Raw genomic sequence first — 18,295 nt, forward strand, 5'->3', positions numbered from 1 at the left:
GCCGTCGGAGTGCTGCGTCACTGTTGTCACCGTGGTTGTCACCGTGCGGCCTTTCCGTCGGCGCCTGTCGCACCGCGGGTGTAGCGGGGGTGGATGATGCCGACGCAGCTGTAGGGCAGGTTGTCGGTCTCCTCGACCGGTACGCCGCGCTGTGCGGCCAGCAGCCGTACGTGGTCGAGGTCGGCGCCCGCGCCGCGCCGGGCCAGGATGCGCCAGGGGACGCGACGCAGCAGCACGCGGGTCGTCTCACCGACCCCCGGTTTGATCAGGTTCACGTCGCCGATGTCGTACGCCTCGCTGATGTCCTCCACGGCGCGCCAGCCCGCCCAGGTGGGGGTGCGGTCCGCGCCGACCAGGGCAGCCGCGTCCTGCGCCGCGCTGTCCCGTACGGCGGCGAAGCGTGCCGCGACGGTGTCCACGAAGTGCTGGGTCAGATCGCCGTCGGCCAGCTCCCGGTAGAACTTCGCGCCGTGGAAGTCGTGCGGACCCACCAGATCGGCGCGGAGCACGGTACGGGATATCAGCCCGGAGACGGTGGAGTTGAGGCAGGCGGAGGGGATGAGGAAGTCCTCGCGGGTGCCGTAGGTGCGCACGCAGGAGCCCGGGTCGGCGAGGACGGCCAGCTCCGGATTGAAGCGGGGATGGGCGGCGAGTGCCTCGGCCAGCTCGCGGGTGATGGCGCCCTTGCCGGTCCAGCCGTCGACGAAGACGACGTCGGCCGGGTCGTGGTGGGCGGCCAGATAGGCCAGCGCGTTGGTGTCGATGCCTCGGCCCCGCACGATCGAGACGGCGTAGTGGGGCAGATCCAGACCGTGTGCGTACTGCGCCCAGCGGCGCATCAGCACCCCGACGGGCGTACCGGCCCTGGCCAGCGAGACGAGCACGGGGCGCGGGCCGCGCTCGGCGAGCACCGTCTCGGTCACGGTGCCGACCGCACGGGCGAGGCGCTCGGCCGCGGACTCCAGGGCGTCGTGGAACAGCTGCTGGTATTCGGCGGAGGGCTGGTACTCCACGGGCAGCGACTCGGCGTAGTGCGCGCCGCCCGCCTGGATGGCCTCCTCCCGCTCCTCCGTGGGCGCCTCCAGCTCGACGTCGGACAGATCGCGCAGCAGCCACGCCACATCGTCGGCAGCGTACGAGGAGAAGGCGGGGCCGTGCAGTGGTGCGGGCGGTTTGGGCCCGGACTGGTCCGGAACGTGGGCGGGAACGACCGACAGCAGCACCTGCCGCGCGCATCCGGCCAGCTGATCCAGCAGTCCGCCGGGGGCGTGCAGCGCGGGGGTGTCGCCCTCGCTGTCCACGACGGCGACGACGGCGTCGAAGCCCTGGCCCGCGATGTTGTAGGCGTAGCGCTCCGCTGGACCGTCCTGGTGCGGCGTGTCGTGCGCCGGGAAGCACAGCGCGGTGCGTATCGCGTAGCCCGGGTCGTCGACGGGAAGGACGGGTGAGCGGGTCGTCGTGGAGAAGCGGATTTCCGCACGGCCATTGGCGCGCTTTTCCATTTCAAACGCGAGCAGCAGTGGCGCGTACATCAGCTCCTCGCTGCCGAGGACGAGAACGCGCGGCAGCTCGCCGTCTGCACGCCCGCCGGGTCCGGCCGAGTCCGGTACGCATGATCCTGCCGGGTCCGGTGCGGACAACCCCGCCGGCTCCAGTGCGGACAGCACGCGTTCGGCCATGTCCGGCAGCGCGGCCTGAAGGCGGATCTGTTCACGCGGGCCGAAGCCGTGCCGTCCGCCGTCCGGAAGCCCGTGCGGCCACCCCAGGTCGACCCGTCGAACGGTGCCCGGGGAAGCCGTGGTCTGCGCGGCCGGCGAAGCGCCGGTGTACTGCTCGACCAGCTCGCGGCCCCGCTCCAGCACGTCTTCGGGAAGCTCCACGCGACCGGCGGCCAGGGCCACCACATCGACGCGGGCGCCCAGTTCCGCGGCGAACTTCTCCAGCGCCGCCACGTCCCCCTCGCCGCGCATGTCGACCAGCGCGGCCACGACGTACCGGTGGCGCGGGTGGACGGCGTGCAGCGCGGCGATGGTGTTGCGTACGGTCCTGCCGGTGGACAGCTCGTCGTCCACCAGCACCAGCGGCCCACCAGTGCGCAGCAGTTGCGGATCCGCGGGGAGCAGCAGATGCGAGGTCGCGTGGCTGTGCTCCTCCTCGAAACCGCCGTACTGCTGCACCCCTGGCACCCGGCGCCGCGTCGAGTGCAGCGCGCTCATGCGGCTGCCCATGCTGTGCGCGACAGTGAGCCCGAGTCCGGTCGCGGTCTCCGCGAAGCCGAGCACGACGGAGCGGGCGGCCTCCTGATCGCCGAGGAGCTCGCGGACCTGCTTCCCCAGACGGCTGCCCGCGCCGAGGACCGCCATCGGGCGCTGCGGTACATGCTTGCCCAGCACGGTGGAGACCAGCAGGTGGGCCCGCTTGGGGTTGCGCCGCAGCGCGAGCCCCAGCAGTTCCCGCAGGCCCGCACCCTCCAGCCGCACCCCGAGCCGGTCGGCCACCCATGTGCCCGGCCACACCTCGGCCTCGGCCCCCGTCCCGGCGGTCCCGGCCCCGACGTCCCGTACGCTTCCGTTCACTTGACTCCCGCCGCCAGCAGTTCGACGAAGCTCACGCCCTCGCGCGCCACCCCGAAGACCTCGCCGCGCAGCAGTGTGCGCTCGGCCCAGGCCCGGTGCGGCTTCACCTCGTTCATCTTGTTCGTATACGCGGAGCGCATCACTCCGCCGCCGCCGCGCTCGGGGCGCAGCACATCGGTCGCGTCGCAGAACTCCTCGTGGCTGACGACCGACAGCGCATGCACGAGAGCCACGTGCGAAGGGTGGATGCAGGTCTTGCCCAGCAGACCGTTGGCCCGGTCGAGCTCGATCTCACGCAGCAGACCGTCCAGGTCGTGCTCGATCAGCGCGGTACGCACATCCTCGGCCCGGCCGCTCAGGAACGGGCTCTGCCGCAGCTGCGGCTTGAACATCCTCTCCTGCGGCCGGAAATATTCCCACACCGGTCCGGTCACGGTGAACCCTGTGCCGTCTGCCCGGCCCAGCACGTTCACCACGTCCGCGATGACGGAAGCGACGATCTGCACGTCGTACGCGGTCATGTCCGGCGTACGGCGCAGCCCGTAGGCGGCGCAGAAGTCGGTCACCCCGAGGCGCAGCGCCAGGACCCGCTCGCGGTACTTGTCGAGGGTGCGGGCGACACCCGTCAGAGCGTCCGTGCGGGTCTCCCGGTGCAGCAGCTCGGGCGACTCCAGGACGGGCATCGCGAACAGCCGCCGCCCGCACTCCGCCTCCGCCTCGGTGAGCGCCTCCATGAACGGCACCGAGCGGTCCTCGGTGAATTTCGGCAGCACGAAACCCGACAGCAGCCACACCGCCGTGCCCAGCCTGCGCACCAGTGCGGTGATCTGCCGGGACTCCCGCACCCGGATGAACAGCAGCGGCAGCTCGTCCTCCGAGGCCCGGTCGGCCAGCTCCCGCAGCTGCCGCACGAGGTTGTCCTCGGCCTGTGGCACCTCAGCGTCGGCTATCGAGTCCTCCAGGCACAGCACCATCGAGACGACGCCCCGCGCCGCCTGCTTGAGTACGTCGTCGGCAAGTGTGGGTCTGGTGGCGGGGCTGTAGAGGGTGGCGCCGAGCGCGATGGCGAGCGTGCCCGCCGGTGCGTCGGGTGTGAACTCGGCCGGCTCACGGTGGAAGAGCGCGCTCCGGCGCTCAGGCGTCAGCTGCCTGAAATGCCGCATGAAAAGACCCCCGTCTGACCGTCTCAGCGTCCTGGTATGGCTGCCATGGCGTGCATGCCTGCCCGATGGTGTCGCGCGGTGGCGGTGGGCCTGCCGTGGCCGCCGTGGTGCCGCGTGGCTGCTCATCGTACGTATGGGGGTCGCTCACCAGTACCCTCGGCACCGGGACAGGGCCGTGTGCGCCGCCGCGGGCAGCAAATCCCGCGCCCGGCCATCACGTCCCGCGTCGCAAGCATCACGCCCCGCGTTGTCGGCGGCGTCCCTCCGGGGGCAGGATGAAGACATGACGCACGGGATGACGAAGGGATCGAACATCCAGCTGGAGTCCAGGGCGGTGCGCGCTGTGCTCTGCTGGGCGCCTGGTGCCGGCGTGCCGGATGTCGATGCCTCGGCTCTGCTGCTCGGCCCGGACGGCAAGGTCCGCTCCGACGACGACTTCATCTTCTACAACCAGCCGCGCCACCCCTCGGGACTGGTGCGGCACCTGGCCAAGAAGCGCGAGCCCGAAGGGCTGCGCGACACCGTCGAGGCGGACCTGGGCGCGCTGGACACCTCCGTGGACCGCGTCCTGCTGGCCGCCTCCGCCGACGGCGGCACCTTCTCCGCCGTACGCGAGCTGCGGCTGCTGCTGCACGACGCGGGCAACCCGGACGGCGCAACGGACCCCGGCCAAGGTGGACAGCTCCTCGCGCGCTTCGACATCGAGCCGGAGACCGGCGCCGAGACCGCCATGGTCTGCGGCGAACTCTACCGGCGCGGCGACGGCTGGAAGTTCCGCGCCCTGGGCCAGGGCTACGACACCGGGCTGGTCGGCCTCGCCACCGAGTTCGGCATCACGGTGGACGAGGGCGACGCCGACGGACCGGAGACGGCCGAGGCCGGCGCCGACCGGAAGGGGGCGCGCACCCCGGAGCACGACCCCGAGCGCGATCCGGACGCGACCGTGGCCCATGTGCCCCGGCCCGACACGATCGGCTCCGAGGACTTCCGGCTGGGCCCGCCCGCCGCCACCGTCCCGAAGCCGCCGCCCGAGCCCGACTTCCCGGAGCCCTCCCCGGTGCCGCCCGAGCCGCACCCGGAGCCGTCGCCCCATCCGGAGCCCGGTCCCCCGCCCGGGCCACCGCCCACGCCGCCCGGGCCCGGCCCCGAGCCGGTGCCGCCGGGACCGCCGCCGGGACCCACGCCCGGCCCGGGCCCCGGGCCCGATCCCGCGCCGCCGCCGCCCGCTCCGGAGCCGCAGCCGACCCCGTCGCCCGAGCCGCAGCCGGACGCGGCGGGAGTGGCGGCGTCCGGCGGGGCGTCGGCGTCGGCCGTCACCGCGCAGGTGCCGCCGCCGGGCGCGCCACCGTTCGGGCCCCAGGGGGCGCCCGGCATACCCGCACCGCCCTCCACGCAGCCCGGCTACGGCTACCCCCAGCCGCCGCACCACCCGCCCCAGCAGCCGCCCGCCACACAGCCCGCCTACGGCTATCCACAGCCGGCCTACGGCTACCCGCAGCCGGACCCGGCGTTCGCGCTGCCACCCCAGGGGCCGCAGTTCCTCACCAACCGCTGAGGACAGCCGACGGCCGGCACGTCACAGCAGCTCCGGCGGCCGACACGTCACAGCAGTCGGCACGGAACGAGGGCGCCGACGCATACGAGGGCCAGCAGCACGCACGAGGCCCCGGCCGCTCACCGGCCGGGGCCTCGTTACGGTGTCATCGCGTATCGCCGCCGCGTACGGGCATCGTCGCCGCCGTATGCGGGCGTCGTCGCCGAACGTCGGGCGTCGCGGTATGCGAGCGTCGTCGTATGCGAGCGTCATCGCCGCACGCGGGCGTCGTCGCCGTATGCGCGTCGCCCACTCCAGGCGCACTGTCGTCCAGGCGTGCTGTCGTCGCCGGTGGACGGAGCGCCGACAGCCCGCTCAGACCTTCTGCGTCTTGTACGCCCGGCCCCACTGCAGGCCCCAGCCGTAGAGCCGGTCCAGCTCCGCCTGGAACCCGTAGACGTAGCGCACCTCGCGGCGCACCCGCAGCTCGCCCTTGACGTTCTCCATCAGCAGCACCGCGCAGGAGCGCGCCTGCGGGGCACGCTCGTCGAGGCCCACCTCCACATGAGGGCCGTTGCTGGGGATGAGCGTGACGACAGCGTGCGTACGGTCGAAGGCCGGGGTGCCGTCGTAGATGTAGACGAAGAACAGCAGCCGCTTGATCTCGTCCTTGTGGTCGAGATTGACGTAGAGCGTCTCGCCGGACGGCGAACCGAACCGGTCGTCCCCGGTGAGCTTGACGTACGGAGGCGCGTTCCAGTCCCCCAGGAAGTTGCCGAGCGGCTGGACGACGCCCTTGCTGCCGTCCGCGAGCTCGTACATGCACGCCAGGTCGAGGTCCACGTTGACGACGCCCTGGGTGTGCGCCTGCACCACGGTGGGCTTGAACGCCCGCAGCGGGTGCCGCAGCGAGCCACTGGTGCGCCGTCCGATGCCCTCCAGGTCCGAACTGCGCATCCGCCAGGAGAGATTGACCTGCATGCTGCCGGTGTCGGCGCCCTGTTTGGTCAGCGACAGCTCGGAGTGGCGTTTGGTCAACTCCATCGCGTACGTCGAAGGACCGCCGACCGTGTCGAACTTGGGTCCGCGCCGGGACATGCCCACACCCCGCCGCCAGTTCTCCCACAGGGAGACCATCCCGCACCCCCAACTCGTATTCGAGCCCAACTCACCGCTGCGGGGCGGCTCCGGAACGGCGGTGCGGGCCGGTGGCCCACGCCGTCACGGAAGCCGCCCCGCTGGGAGCGTTCCTCATTCAGCAAGCGGTCACACGCGCGCGGTGACCTCGGATTGCTCGGACTCGTCCCCGTCTGACCCAGCAGCCTCGATCGCACGGTTGCGGCGCAGCGAGGACCAGAAGGAGGCGGCGATCAGCGCCACGCCGATGGTGCCTGTGATGACCTCGTTGATCTGGTACTTGACGGTGACGAGCAGGATCACCGCGAGGGCGCCGATGGCGTAGTGCGCACCGTGCTCCAGATAGACGTAGTCGTCCAGGGTGCCCTGGCGCACCAGGTAGACGGTGAGCGACCTGACGTACATCGCGCCGATACCCAGGCCGAGCGCCATCCAGAAGATGTGGTTGGTGACCGCGAAGGCGCCGATCACGCCGTCGAAGGAGAACGAGGCGTCCAGCACTTCCAGGTAGAGGAACATGAAGAAGGCCGCCTTGCCCGCCATTCCGACGGCCGAGGGCTCCTTCCCGGCCTTCTTGGCCTCTTCCTCCGCTTCGTGTTCGCGCTCCTCTTCCTCCTCGAGTTTGTTCTCGAAGTGGCCGGAGAGCCCGCCGACGATCAGATAGGTGACGAGCCCGGCGACGCCGGAGAGCAGCACCGTGCCGGACTTGTCGGCATGCCCGGCGTGCTGGTGCGCGGCGGTGGCCAGTGTGGTGGCCGTCACCATCAGCGCGACGAGCGCGATGCAGACGGAAAGACCGTTGATCTTGCCGAGTCGCGACAGCGGGCGTTCCAGCCAGCCGATCCACTTGTGATCCCGCTCATCGAAGATGAAGTCGAGGAAGATCATCAGCAGGAACATCCCACCGAACGCGGCGATGGCCGGATGCGCGTCCGTGACCAACTGCTCGTAGCGGTCGGGATTGTCGAGCGCGACCTGTACGGCCTCGATCGGGCCGACCTTCGCGCTGATGGCGACAATAATGACCGGGAAGATCAGCCGCATGCCGAATACCGCGATCAGAATGCCGATGGTGAGGAAGATCTTCTGCCAGAAGGCGTTCATCTTCTTCAGTACGCCGGCGTTGACGACCGCGTTGTCGAACGACAACGAGATCTCGAGGATGGAAAGGATCGCCACGAGGGCGAACGCCTCCCACCCCCAGAAGAACGCCGCTGCGGCCAACCCAGCGGCGGTGACGCCGAAGGACCAACCAAAGGTTTTCAGGAGCACTGGCTTCCCAATCCGGTATCCGGTCTACATAGGTTCACAAAAGGGGCGAGAGACCCGGGGCGACTACCACCTCGGAGTCGTCCTGGCACATTGCCACAGCTGTGCGGCGCTGTCGCGGCCGGCCGCCATCGAAGCGACTAAGCCACATTGACGCCGAAGTCTAGAGCGATGCCTCGCAGCCCCGACGCGTACCCCTGGCCAACTGCACGGAACTTCCATTCTCCGCTGTAGCGGTACAGCTCCCCGAAGATCATTGCCGTCTCCGAAGAAGCGTCCTCGGTGAGGTCGTAACGCGCCAGCTCCACTCCGTCTTCCTGGTTGAGGACGCGGATGTACGCCTCGCCGACCTGGCCGAAGGTCTGGTTGCGGGTCTCGGCGTCGTAGATCGAGACGGGGAAGACGATCTTGTCCACCTGCGCGGGGACCAGCGAGAGGTCCACCAGCACCGTCTCGTCGTCCTCGCCGCCGGTGCCGCCGACCAGTTCGTCCCCGGTGTGCTCGACGGAGCCCTCGGGGCTCTTGAGGTTGTTGTAGAAGATGAAGTACTCGTCGCCGAGGACCCGGCCACCGGAGCACAGCAGCGCGCTCGCGTCCAGGTCGAAGGCGGCGCCCGTGGTGGAACGGGCCTTCCAGCCCAGGCCGACCCGCACCTGGGTCAGATTCGGTGCGGCCTTCGAGAGGGAGACGTTCCCCCCTTTTGTGAGCGTCACGCTCATGTCTTCTGGTCCTCTCCCCGGCTCGTGGCGCGACCGTGCGGCGCACCACAGTGCATCCCAGTCTCTCCGTACCACCGGGCGCCGCACACCTCCGGGTCACGGAAGTCTGCGGCGCCCGTGGCTGCCGGTCCCCGGCAGGCCCGCTCCACCGGCCCGCGGGCGGGCCGGTGGCGGATACCCGTCAGATTCCTCAGACGTTCACGCCGAAGTCCTGCGCGATGCCGCGCAGACCCGAGGCGTAGCCCTGGCCGATGGCGCGGAACTTCCACTCCGCACCGTGCCGGTAGAGCTCACCGAAGACCATCGCGGTCTCGGTCGACGCGTCCTCGCTGAGGTCGTAGCGCGCCAGCTCGACGTTGTCGGCCTGGTTGAGGACGCGGATGTAGGCGTTCCGCACCTGGCCGAAGCTCTGCTGGCGGCTCTCCGCCTCGTAGATCGAGACGGGGAAGACGATCTTCTCGACGTCGGCGGGCACCCCGGCGAGGTTCACCTTGATCACCTCGTCGTCGCCTTCGCCCTCACCGGTGAGGTTGTCGCCGGTGTGCTCCACGGAGCCGTCGGGGCTCTTGAGGTTGTTGAAGAACACGAAGTTCTGGTCGTTGGCGACCTTGCCCTCCGAGTTCGTCAGCAGGGCACTCGCATCGAGGTCGAAGTCGCTGCCGGTGGTCGTACGCGCGTCCCAGCCCAGACCGACGATGACCGCGGTCAGGTTGGGCGCTTCCTTGGTCAGCGAGACGTTGCCGCCCTTGCTGAGGCTGACTCCCACGAGTCCTCCTGGTCAGTTGTTTCGTGATTCATGAGGAGCACTGCGTGCCCCCGTGTGTGGATGCCATCGGATCAACGATCCGATCCTAGTGAGCGGTTCCCCGGGACACAGCCCTCTTACGGAGCGGAATCGGGGTTGTTCCGAACGTCGCCGGGAGCGCCCGGAGGCGCCCTGCGGCGCGCCGGCCCGCCGGCGTCAGAGCTTCTCGAGCGCCTTGACGTAGTCCTTGAGGTCCCGTGCGTCGGGCAGCCCGTTGACCACTGTCCAGCGCACGGTGCCCTCCTTGTCGATGATGAAGGTCCCGCGCACCGCGCAGCCCTTCTCCTCGTCGAAGACCCCGTAGGCACGGGACGCCTCGCCGTGCGGCCAGAAGTCGGACAGCAGCGGGTACTCCAGCCCCTCCTGCTCGGCGAAGACCCGCAGCGCGAACGGCGAGTCGTTGGAGACCGCCAGCAGCTGCACGTCGTCGTTGACGAACCGGGGCAGCTCGTCCCGCAGGGCGCACAGCTCGCCGGTGCACACTCCGGTGAAGGCGAAGGGGTAGAAGAGCAGGACGACGTTCTTCTCGCCCTGGTAGTCGGAGAGCCGCACGGTCTGGCCGTGCTGGTCCTTGAGCTCGATGTCGGGTGCCTTGGCACCGGTCTCGATCGCCATGGCGGGTTCCCTTCGGTGGGCGGACAAAGACGCCCCCACCCTATGCACCGAGCCCCTGCCGGCCATGGGCCGGTCAGGGGCTCGTCGAACACCCGCTGGAACACATCGGGCACACACCGGAAGCAACCGGAAAGCGACCCGACGGAACCGGGACGGAAGGATTCCGAACGGAAAGTGTCCCGACGTGAAGCATCCGGAAAGCGGCGCCGGCCGCGGAGCACCGACGCCGTAGCGGCTGGGGCGCGGCGCGCCTCAGCGCTTGTTCGGGGCGCCCTTCGGGGTGACCAGGCGGCTGCCCGTCCAGTCCTTCGCCGCGTTGAAGCTCTTGGTCTGGGAGAGACCGGCGGTCTGGGACGCCTCACCGATGTCGCTGGGCTCCACATAGCCCTCGCGGCCCGTCTTGGGGGTCAGCAGCCAGACGGGGGCACCCTCGTCGATCATCGTGGTCGCGTCCACCAGCGCGTCCGTCAGATCGCCGTCCTCGTCGCGGAACCACAGCACCACGGCGTCGGCCACATCGCCGTAATCCTCGTCGACCAGCTCCGTGCCGGTGATCTCCTCGATGGACTCGCGGAGCTCCTGGTCGACGTCGTCGTCGTAGCCGATCTCCTGGACCACCTGTCCGGGCTGGAAACCCAGCCTTGCGGCGGGGTTGGTCCGCTCCTCCGCGTGGTCCGCGGTCGCGCTCACGGATTGCCTCCAGTCATGTCTTTCGAATATGGGGTTGCGGCCCCGCGCGTACGCGAGGCATGAGCCGTAGTCCACACGGGCGGGCCGGATCACGCAAGTACCCGGCCTTCGATCCCGCCCAAACGTTGACGTCTCATCCCACAATGCCTGATCGAGAGTGATTCAGGCCACATTGCAGCCGCTGGGATCTGCCAGGTTTGCCCCGGCTGAGACCGGGGAGCCGTAAGGGTGCCTCCCCGGACCGAACGGATGTTTGGGGTGATCGGAGCGGGGTGCGGGTCCCGCCCGGAACGGGCGTAGGGTTGCGATTCGACCGCCTCGTTGTGCCTGCGTACGCCGCCTTTCCGGCCCGCCTCGAGAGGTGCTGGGTTACTTAGCGGTAGAGATGACGTCACAGCGGCGGCGGTACACGATGGAGGCGGCGCGCCACCCACCGAGCACGACCCCATGGCGTCCGCCGTCGCCCGGCCCCGAGCACCACCGACCGATACAGCGAAGGAACAGCGTGGCTTCCGGATCCGATCGCAACCCGATCATCATTGGCGGCCTTCCCAGCCAGGTCCCGGATTTCGATCCCGAAGAGACCCAGGAATGGCTCGACTCGCTCGACGCCGCCGTCGACGAGCGCGGACGGGAACGCGCCCGCTATCTCATGCTCCGGCTCATCGAGCGCGCCCGCGAGAAGCGCGTCGCCGTCCCGGAGATGCGCAGCACGGACTACGTCAACACCATCGCGACCAAGGACGAGCCGTTCTTCCCCGGCAACGAGGAGATCGAGCGCAAGATCCTGAACGCGACCCGCTGGAACGCGGCGGTCATGGTCTCGCGCGCCCAGCGCCCCGGGATCGGGGTGGGCGGCCACATCGCCACCTTCGCCTCCTCCGCCTCGCTCTACGACGTGGGCTTCAACCACTTCTTCCGCGGCAAGGACGAGGGCGACGGCGGGGACCAGATCTTCTTCCAGGGCCACGCCTCCCCCGGCATCTACGCCCGCGCCTATCTGCTCGACCGGCTCAGCGAGGCCCAGCTCGACGGCTTCCGGCAGGAGAAGAGCAAGGCACCGCACGGGCTTTCCAGCTATCCGCACCCGCGGCTGATGCCGGACTTCTGGGAGTTCCCCACCGTCTCCATGGGCCTGGGCCCGATCGGCGCGATCCACCAGGCGCGGATGAACCGTTACATGGAGGCCCGCGGCATCGCCGACACCTCCAAATCGCGGGTGTGGGCCTTCCTCGGTGACGGCGAGATGGACGAGCCCGAGTCCTTGGGTCAGCTCTCCCTGGCCGCCCGCGAGGGGCTGGACAACCTCACCTTCGTCATCAACTGCAACCTCCAGCGGTTGGACGGGCCGGTCCGCGGCAACGGCAAGGTCATCCAGGAGCTGGAGTCCTACTTCCGGGGCGCCGGCTGGAACGTGATCAAGCTGGTGTGGGACCGCTCCTGGGACCCGCTGCTGGCCCAGGACCGGGACGGCGTGCTGGTCAACAAGCTCAACACGACGCCGGACGGCCAGTTCCAGACCTACGCCACCGAGAGCGGCGCCTATATCCGCGAGCACTTCTTCGGCGGCGACCAGCGGCTGCGCAAGATGGTCGAGGGCATGACCGACGACCAGCTCCTGCACCTGGGCCGCGGCGGCCACGACCACCGCAAGGTCTATGCGGCCTACAAGGCGGCAGCCGAGCACCGGGGCCAGCCGACCGTCATCCTGGCGCAGACGATCAAGGGCTGGACGCTGGGTCCCAACTTCGAGGGCCGCAACGCCACCCACCAGATGAAGAAGCTGACGGTCGACGACCTCAAGGGCTTCCGCGACCGGCTGCACCTGCCGATCCCCGACAGCGAGCTGGAGTCCGGGCTGCCGCCCTACTACCACCCGGGCCGCGACTCGGAAGAGATCCAGTACATGCACGATCGCCGCAAGGAGTGCGGCGGCTACGTGCCGACGCGGGTCAACCGGGCCAAGCCGCTGCGGCTTCCGGACGAGAAGGCGTACGCCACGCTGAAGAAGGGCTCGGGGCAGCAGCAGATCGCCACCACGATGGCGTTCGTCCGGCTGCTGAAGGACCTGATGCGGGACAAGGAGATCGGCAAGCGCTTCGTGCCGATCGCGCCCGACGAGTACCGCACCTTCGGAATGGACTCGTTCTTCCCCTCGGCCAAGATCTACAACCCGCTGGGGCAGCTCTACGAGTCCGTCGACCGCGAACTGCTGCTGGCCTACAAGGAGTCGCCGACCGGTCAGATGCTGCACGACGGCATCTCGGAGGCGGGCTGTACCGCAGCCGCCATCGCCGCGGGCTCCGCCTACGCCACCCACGGCGAGCCGCTGATTCCGATCTACGTCTTCTACTCGATGTTCGGCTTTCAGCGGACCGGCGACCAGTTCTGGCAGATGGCCGACCAGATGGCGCGCGGCTTCGTCCTGGGCGCCACCGCTGGACGCACCACGCTCACCGGTGAGGGGCTCCAGCACGCCGACGGCCACTCGCAGTTGCTCGCCTCCACCAACCCGGCGGTGGTCGCCTACGATCCGGCCTTCGGTTTCGAGATCGCCCATATCGTCCGGGACGGGCTGCGCAGGATGTACGGCTCCAGCGACGAGCACCCGCAGGGCGAGGACATCTTCTACTACCTCACCGTCTACAACGAGCCCATCCAGCAGCCGGCCGAGCCGGAGAACGTGGACGCCGAGGGCATCCTCAAGGGGCTCTACCGCTACCAGGCGGGCGAGCGGGGCACCCACGCCGCGCAGATCCTGGCGTCCGGTGTGGCCCTGCCGTGGGCGCTGGAGGCGCAGCGGATCCTCGCCGAGGAGTGGGACGTGAAGGCCGATGTATGGTCGGCGACCTCGTGGAACGAGCTGCGGCGCGAGGCCGTGGCGGTGGAGGAGCACAACCTTCTGCACCCCGACGAGGAGCAGCGCGTCCCGTACGTCACCCGGAAGCTCCAGGGTGCCGAGGGGCCCAAGGTGGCGGTCTCGGACTGGATGCGGGCCGTGCCGGACCAGATCTCGCGCTGGGTGCCGGGCACCTACCAGTCGCTGGGTGCCGACGGGTTCGGCTTCGCCGACACCCGGGGTGCGGCGCGCCGCTACTTCCACATCGACGCGCAGTCGATCGTGCTGGGCGTGCTGACCGAGCTGGCCAAGGAGGGGAAGGTGGACCGCTCCGCGCTGAAGCAGGCCATCGACCGCTACCAGCTGCTGGAGGTCGCGGCGGCCGACCCGGGCACCGCCGGCGGCGACGCCTGAGCCACATCCCGTACGCCGGGAGCCGTCCCGCTCCCGGCCCGGGCCTCGCGGCCGGGTGCGGTCCTGAAGCGGACCGCACCCGGCCGCCGGCATGCGGGGCCCGTGCCGGCGCCCCGCGTACGCAACGGTCATCTCAGTGCTCCCAGACCTTGAACGCGCGTGCCCGGTAGGGCAGCTCGGGTGTCCAGGAGCCGGAGGGATAGGTGTCGAACTCGGCTGTCTCCGCACACTCCTTGCTCTGATAGAGCGTGACGGGACGGCCCGTGCGGTTCGCCGCGGAGGTCGCCGACGCACCGCCCCGCAGCGGCGTACAGCTTTCGATGTCGATGCCGCTCAACTCGTGGACGCGCGGCTTTCCCTTGAACCGCGGCCGGTCCCACAGACACAGCTCGCCCGGCCCGCACTTCCCCATCCGGGAGCCGGCACCCTCCTTTGCGGCCCGCTGCTGCGGCCCGTGCGTCTGTGCCCCCACCGGCTGCGCGGCGGCCGTGAGCGCCGCCGCGAGCGCTGTCGCGGCCAGGATCCCGGCCGCCGTCCTCGGACCTCGTCCGAACATGCCTTTCATGGCTGATCACACCCCCCGCTCAAGGCCGGACACGTTCTCGCCCGGCGTGTGACCAGCATGTCCGTGCCGCCGACGGGCCGCCAAGAGCAAACGGCCCGGTTCACCGGGACAGGTGGCGGAGTTGTCCACAACTCACGAGTTATCCACCGTCCCGGCTCCACCGGGCCGGGCAACTGCCAGGATTCTTCCGGGCCGTCAGATGTGCACGGACGGCCCCGCGTCGTTCTTTCCGCGGCTGGTGAAGACGGCGACGCCCGCGGCCAGGACGGAGACGATGCCCGCGCAGACGAACGCCAGGCTCATGCCGGAGACGAAGGAGTCGTGCACCACGTGCTTGATCGCCTGGGCCATCTGCTCCGGTGTGCCCTTGGGGATGGGCGCGATACCGACCTCGGCGGCGTCCTTGAGGGCAGCTTCCTTCTTCTCGGGCAGCGGCGGCAGCTTGGCCTCGGCCCACTTGTGCGGAAGTTCGCTGCCGACCCGGGAGGCCATCACGGCACCGAGCACAGCCGTACCGAGGCTGCCGCCCACCTGCATGGCGGCCTGCTGGAGGCCGCCCGCGACACCCGCGTGCTGCAACGGGGCGTTGCCGACGATGACTTCGGTGGCGCCGACCATCACGGGCGCGAGCCCCAGGCCCAGGAGGGCGAACCAGAGGGAGGTGATCCCCATGCCGCTGTCCGTCTCCAGCGTGGAGAGGCCGAACATGGCGACGGCGGCCAGCACCATGGCGACGACCAGCGGAATGCGCGGGCCCACCTTGGTGATGACGGTGCCGGCCAGCGGCGAGGCGACGATCATCATCGCGGTCAGCGGCAGCAGCCGCAGGCCGCTGTCCACCGGCGAGAGCCCGTTGACGTTCTGAAGGTAGAAGGTGACGAAGAAGATGCCGCCCATGAAGCCGAAGGCCATGAGCACCATCAGGACGGTGCCGGCGGTCAGCGGCACCGAGCGGAACATGCTCATCGGCAGCAGCGGTTCCTTGACCTTCGTCTCCCAGAGGCCAAAGACGACGAAGGCCACCACGGAGACCGCCAGGAAACCGAGCGTCCTGGGGTCGCCCCAGTGCCAGTCGGGGGCCTTGATGATCGCCCAGACAAGGCAGAACATCGCGCCGGACAGCAGGATGATGCCCGGCAGGTCGAAGGAGCGGGGGGCGTTCTCGGCGCGCCGGTCGAGCAGCAGCACGAGCCCCATCACCAGCGCGAGCGCTCCGACGGGGATGTTGATGAAGAAGACCGACTCCCAGCCCTTGTGCTCGACCAGCAGTCCGCCCACGATCGGCCCGGCCGCGGTCGAGGCGCCGATGACCGCGCCCCAGATGCCGATGGCCGCGTTCAGCCGCTCGGCGGGGAAGGACGCACGCAGCAGTCCGAGCGCCGCGGGCATCAGCAGTGCTCCGCATATGCCTTGCAGCACACGGAAGGTGATGACGAGGGCAACGCTGCCGGACAGTCCGATGGCGGCGGAGGCGGCCGCGAAACCGATCACGCCGACGAGGAAGGTCTGGCGGTGCCCGAAGCGGTCACCCAGCTTGCCCGCTGTGATCAGCGAGACCGCGAGCGCGAGCAGATAGCCGTTGGTGATCCACTGGACGTCCGCGAGGGAGGCATTGAGGTCGTCCTGGATTGCGGGGTTGGCGATGGCGACGATCGTCCCGTCGAGGGCGACCATCGCGACCCCGAAAGCGACGGTGACGAGGGTCAGCCACGGGTGACCGCGCAGCCCGCTGCGGGTCCCTGGGCCACCGCCCTCGGGGCTTGCTGGATCCGGCGCGCCATGCGCGACGGTGCTGGTCTGGGTGCTCATGGCGGGAGGGTAATGACAGCGACTGACAATTGACAAACCAAATTATTAGCCGGTAAATGTCAGACGATGCTCACGTATCGTGAGCACCCTGACTCAGGAGAGGAAGCGACTTTGACCGGTCTGCGTGAACGGAAGAAACAGCGCACGAGGGACGCCCTGATCGTGGCGGCCCATGAACTCTTCGTCACGCAGGGCTACGAAACCACCACGGTCGACCAGATCGCCGAAGCCGTCGACGTCTCCCAGCGCACCTTCTTCCGCTACTTCGCGAACAAGGAGGAGGTCGCGCTCTTCGTGCAGGACATGGTGGGGCAGTTCTACTACGAGGCCGTCTGCGCCCGCCCGCCCGGCGAACCCCCGCTGGACTGCCTGCGCAACACACTCGACGATGTATGGGACGACGTCGGCGAGGCTGTGGAGGAAATCACCCCTCTTGACCTGCATCTGAAGATGTGCCAGGTGATCGAGCTGACCCCCGCGCTACTGGCCGCGCACCTGCGGCACTCGCTGCTGATGGAGGAGAAGCTCGCCCAGGAGATCGCCCGGCGCACCGGTGTGGACGCCGAGAAGGACCCGCGGCCGCGGGCACTGGTGGCGGCCTTCACCGGCGTGATGCGTACCGCGGGCCGGCAGTGGAGCATGCGCAGCGACGCCTCCCTGGAGATGGCGCGTGAGGTCACCCGTGATTACGTGGCGCAACTGGGTCCCGCGCTCTCCGCCGACTGGGGACGGCAGCACTGAACCCGACTGCCGTACCCCACACGGCAGTTGCGCAGGGTGATCAGTACGCCATACGGATGCGCCACACTGACCCGACGGCGGAGTGCGAAACGTGAGATGACTCACGCAACGCCCATGAATGCGGGACCGCTGCACGGCATCTCCTAGGGTGTCGCACCAGTGACTTACTTCTCCGCACTAGGCAACCCGCTGTCCGGATCAGGCGTCCCCACGTCGGGCGCCCCGGGCATCACGGCCTGGCGTGCGCTGCTCGCCCTGGCCGTCGTCTTCGTGCTGCTGGCGACGACCGGCTGGACAGCGGTCCGCAAGCACCAGGCCGACGCCGGGCCGCGCGCAGCGGCACTGCACGCCTGGGAGAAGGGCTCCCTCGCAGGCCGCCCGCTGCCCGACCCCGACGCCCCGCCCAGCCGCATCGCGCGCTACTTCGCCGGGCTGAACGCGGCACAGCAGCGCACCCTCGCCGCGCGCTATCCGCTGGTCGTGGGCAACCTCGGCGGCGCTCCCCTGCGGCTGCGCTACCAGGCCAACCACACGGCGCTGCTCCAGGCACGTGCGACCGAACGCAAACGGATGCGGGACCAGCGGCTGACGGACGAGGGCCGCCACCAGGCGGGGAAGCGGATGCACCGCTTCGAGTCGATGCTCCGTCCCGGACGGCAGATCCTCGCCTTCGACCCGACAGGACGCGGCCGGGCAGCCGAGGTCTTCGGCGATCTGCGGCACGCCCAGCGCGTCTCGGTGGTCGTCCCGGGGGTCGACACGGAGCTGCTGACCTTCGAGAAGTCGGCACGGCAGTACTCCGCCCCGGTCGGTATGGCCGGCTCACTGCAACGGCAGCAGCACACCGCCCGCCCCGGTATGCGCACGGCAACGATCGCCTGGGCCGACTACACCGCGCCCGCGGGTCTCGGCGTGGACGCCGCCTCGGGCGGGCCTGCGGAGGACGGCGCGGTACGGCTGAACCGGCTGCTGAAGTCCCTGCCCGCCACCTCGGTCGGCCCCTCCCCCAAGGTCGCCCTGTTCTGCCACAGCTACGGCTCGGTGGTGTGCGGCGTCGCAGCGCCCAAGCTGCCGGAGAGCGTCACCGACATCGCCGTCGCCGGCAGCCCCGGGATGCGCGTCGACAACGCGGCACAGCTCGGCACCCGCGCCCACATCTGGGCGATGCGGGACCGCGACGACTGGATCGCCGACGTGCCCCATATGGACGTCGGCGGACTCGGGCACGGCGCGGATCCGGTCGCGGACGGCTTCGGCGCCCGGCATCTGTCGGCGCGCGACGCGATCGGCCACACCGGCTACTTCGTGCCGCACACTCGCAGCCTCGACAACTTCGCCGCCATCGGCACCGGGTCGTACCGGGACGTCTCCTGCGACTCCTCCGACCCGAAGTGCTCCTTCGTCCCGGACACGCTCTGA

General features: G+C 69.8%; 14 protein-coding genes. 4 read left to right on the forward strand and 10 right to left on the reverse strand.

What is annotated here, in order from left to right; all coding sequences use genetic code 11:
• Positions 1-38 precede the first annotated feature (38 nt).
• Complete coding sequence (locus ACQEU8_RS29125; protein WP_433106278.1) at positions 39-2,576, reverse strand: phosphoribosyltransferase; 2,538 nt, start codon at positions 2,574-2,576, stop codon at positions 39-41.
• Positions 2,573-3,739, reverse strand: coding sequence for an HpcH/HpaI aldolase/citrate lyase family protein (locus ACQEU8_RS29130; RefSeq protein WP_433106280.1), 1,167 nt, complete (start codon positions 3,737-3,739; stop codon positions 2,573-2,575). Before ACQEU8_RS29130 ends, ACQEU8_RS29125 begins: the two co-directional genes overlap by 4 nt.
• A 283-nt stretch (positions 3,740-4,022) precedes the next feature.
• Between ACQEU8_RS29130 and ACQEU8_RS29135 the strand changes: the two genes are divergently transcribed.
• A complete protein-coding gene (locus ACQEU8_RS29135) occupies positions 4,023-5,294 on the forward strand; it encodes a TerD family protein (protein ID WP_433106282.1) in 1,272 nt (423 codons plus the stop codon).
• Positions 5,295-5,648: 354 nt separating this feature from the next.
• On the opposite strand, the gene ACQEU8_RS29140 is transcribed toward ACQEU8_RS29135, so the two are convergent.
• From ACQEU8_RS29140 to ACQEU8_RS29165, 6 genes are all read right to left on the reverse strand, one after another.
• Complete coding sequence (locus ACQEU8_RS29140; protein WP_433106284.1) at positions 5,649-6,410, reverse strand: TerD family protein; 762 nt, start codon at positions 6,408-6,410, stop codon at positions 5,649-5,651.
• 129 nt (positions 6,411-6,539) lie between these two features.
• Entirely contained in the window at positions 6,540-7,682 is a 1,143-nt protein-coding gene (locus tag ACQEU8_RS29145) for a DUF475 domain-containing protein (RefSeq protein ID WP_433106286.1), read from the reverse strand.
• Positions 7,683-7,819: 137 nt separating this feature from the next.
• Positions 7,820-8,398 carry a TerD family protein gene (locus tag ACQEU8_RS29150; RefSeq protein ID WP_433106288.1) on the reverse strand — a complete coding sequence of 193 codons (579 nt, stop codon included), beginning with the start codon at positions 8,396-8,398 and terminating at the stop codon, positions 7,820-7,822.
• Positions 8,399-8,588: 190 nt separating this feature from the next.
• Positions 8,589-9,164 (reverse strand): TerD family protein, encoded by a 576-nt coding sequence (locus tag ACQEU8_RS29155; RefSeq protein WP_433106290.1) that lies wholly within the window; start codon positions 9,162-9,164, stop codon positions 8,589-8,591.
• A 195-nt stretch (positions 9,165-9,359) separates the two neighbouring features.
• The gene (locus ACQEU8_RS29160; protein WP_433106292.1) at positions 9,360-9,818 is read right to left on the reverse strand and encodes a peroxiredoxin; all 459 of its coding nucleotides are present in this window, start codon (positions 9,816-9,818) and stop codon (positions 9,360-9,362) included.
• Positions 9,819-10,070: 252 nt separating this feature from the next.
• On the reverse strand, positions 10,071-10,508 hold the full coding sequence (locus ACQEU8_RS29165; protein WP_099880468.1) for a DUF3052 domain-containing protein: 438 nt from the start codon (positions 10,506-10,508) through the stop codon (positions 10,071-10,073).
• A gap of 505 nt (positions 10,509-11,013) precedes the next feature.
• On the opposite strand from ACQEU8_RS29165, the gene aceE reads away from it, so the two are divergent.
• Positions 11,014-13,761: a pyruvate dehydrogenase (acetyl-transferring), homodimeric type gene (gene aceE / locus ACQEU8_RS29170; protein WP_433106295.1), complete on the forward strand. Its 2,748-nt coding sequence runs from the start codon at positions 11,014-11,016 to the stop codon at positions 13,759-13,761.
• Positions 13,762-13,894: 133 nt separating this feature from the next.
• On the opposite strand, the gene ACQEU8_RS29175 is transcribed toward aceE, so the two are convergent.
• Positions 13,895-14,326 (reverse strand): peptidase inhibitor family I36 protein, encoded by a 432-nt coding sequence (locus ACQEU8_RS29175; protein WP_433106297.1) that lies wholly within the window; start codon positions 14,324-14,326, stop codon positions 13,895-13,897.
• 195 nt (positions 14,327-14,521) lie between these two features.
• Positions 14,522-16,135, reverse strand: coding sequence for an MFS transporter (locus ACQEU8_RS29180; protein WP_433106299.1), 1,614 nt, complete (start codon positions 16,133-16,135; stop codon positions 14,522-14,524).
• A gap of 111 nt (positions 16,136-16,246) precedes the next feature.
• Between ACQEU8_RS29180 and ACQEU8_RS29185 the strand changes: the two genes are divergently transcribed.
• Both ACQEU8_RS29185 and ACQEU8_RS29190 read left to right on the forward strand, forming a co-directional pair.
• Positions 16,247-16,876: a TetR family transcriptional regulator gene (locus tag ACQEU8_RS29185; protein WP_433106301.1), complete on the forward strand. Its 630-nt coding sequence runs from the start codon at positions 16,247-16,249 to the stop codon at positions 16,874-16,876.
• A 159-nt stretch (positions 16,877-17,035) separates the two neighbouring features.
• Positions 17,036-18,295, forward strand: coding sequence for an alpha/beta hydrolase (locus tag ACQEU8_RS29190; RefSeq protein WP_433106303.1), 1,260 nt, complete (start codon positions 17,036-17,038; stop codon positions 18,293-18,295).

It is taken from the genome of Streptomyces sp. CA-250714 (assembly GCF_050936705.1).
In the GTDB taxonomy this organism is placed as follows: domain Bacteria; phylum Actinomycetota; class Actinomycetes; order Streptomycetales; family Streptomycetaceae; genus Streptomyces.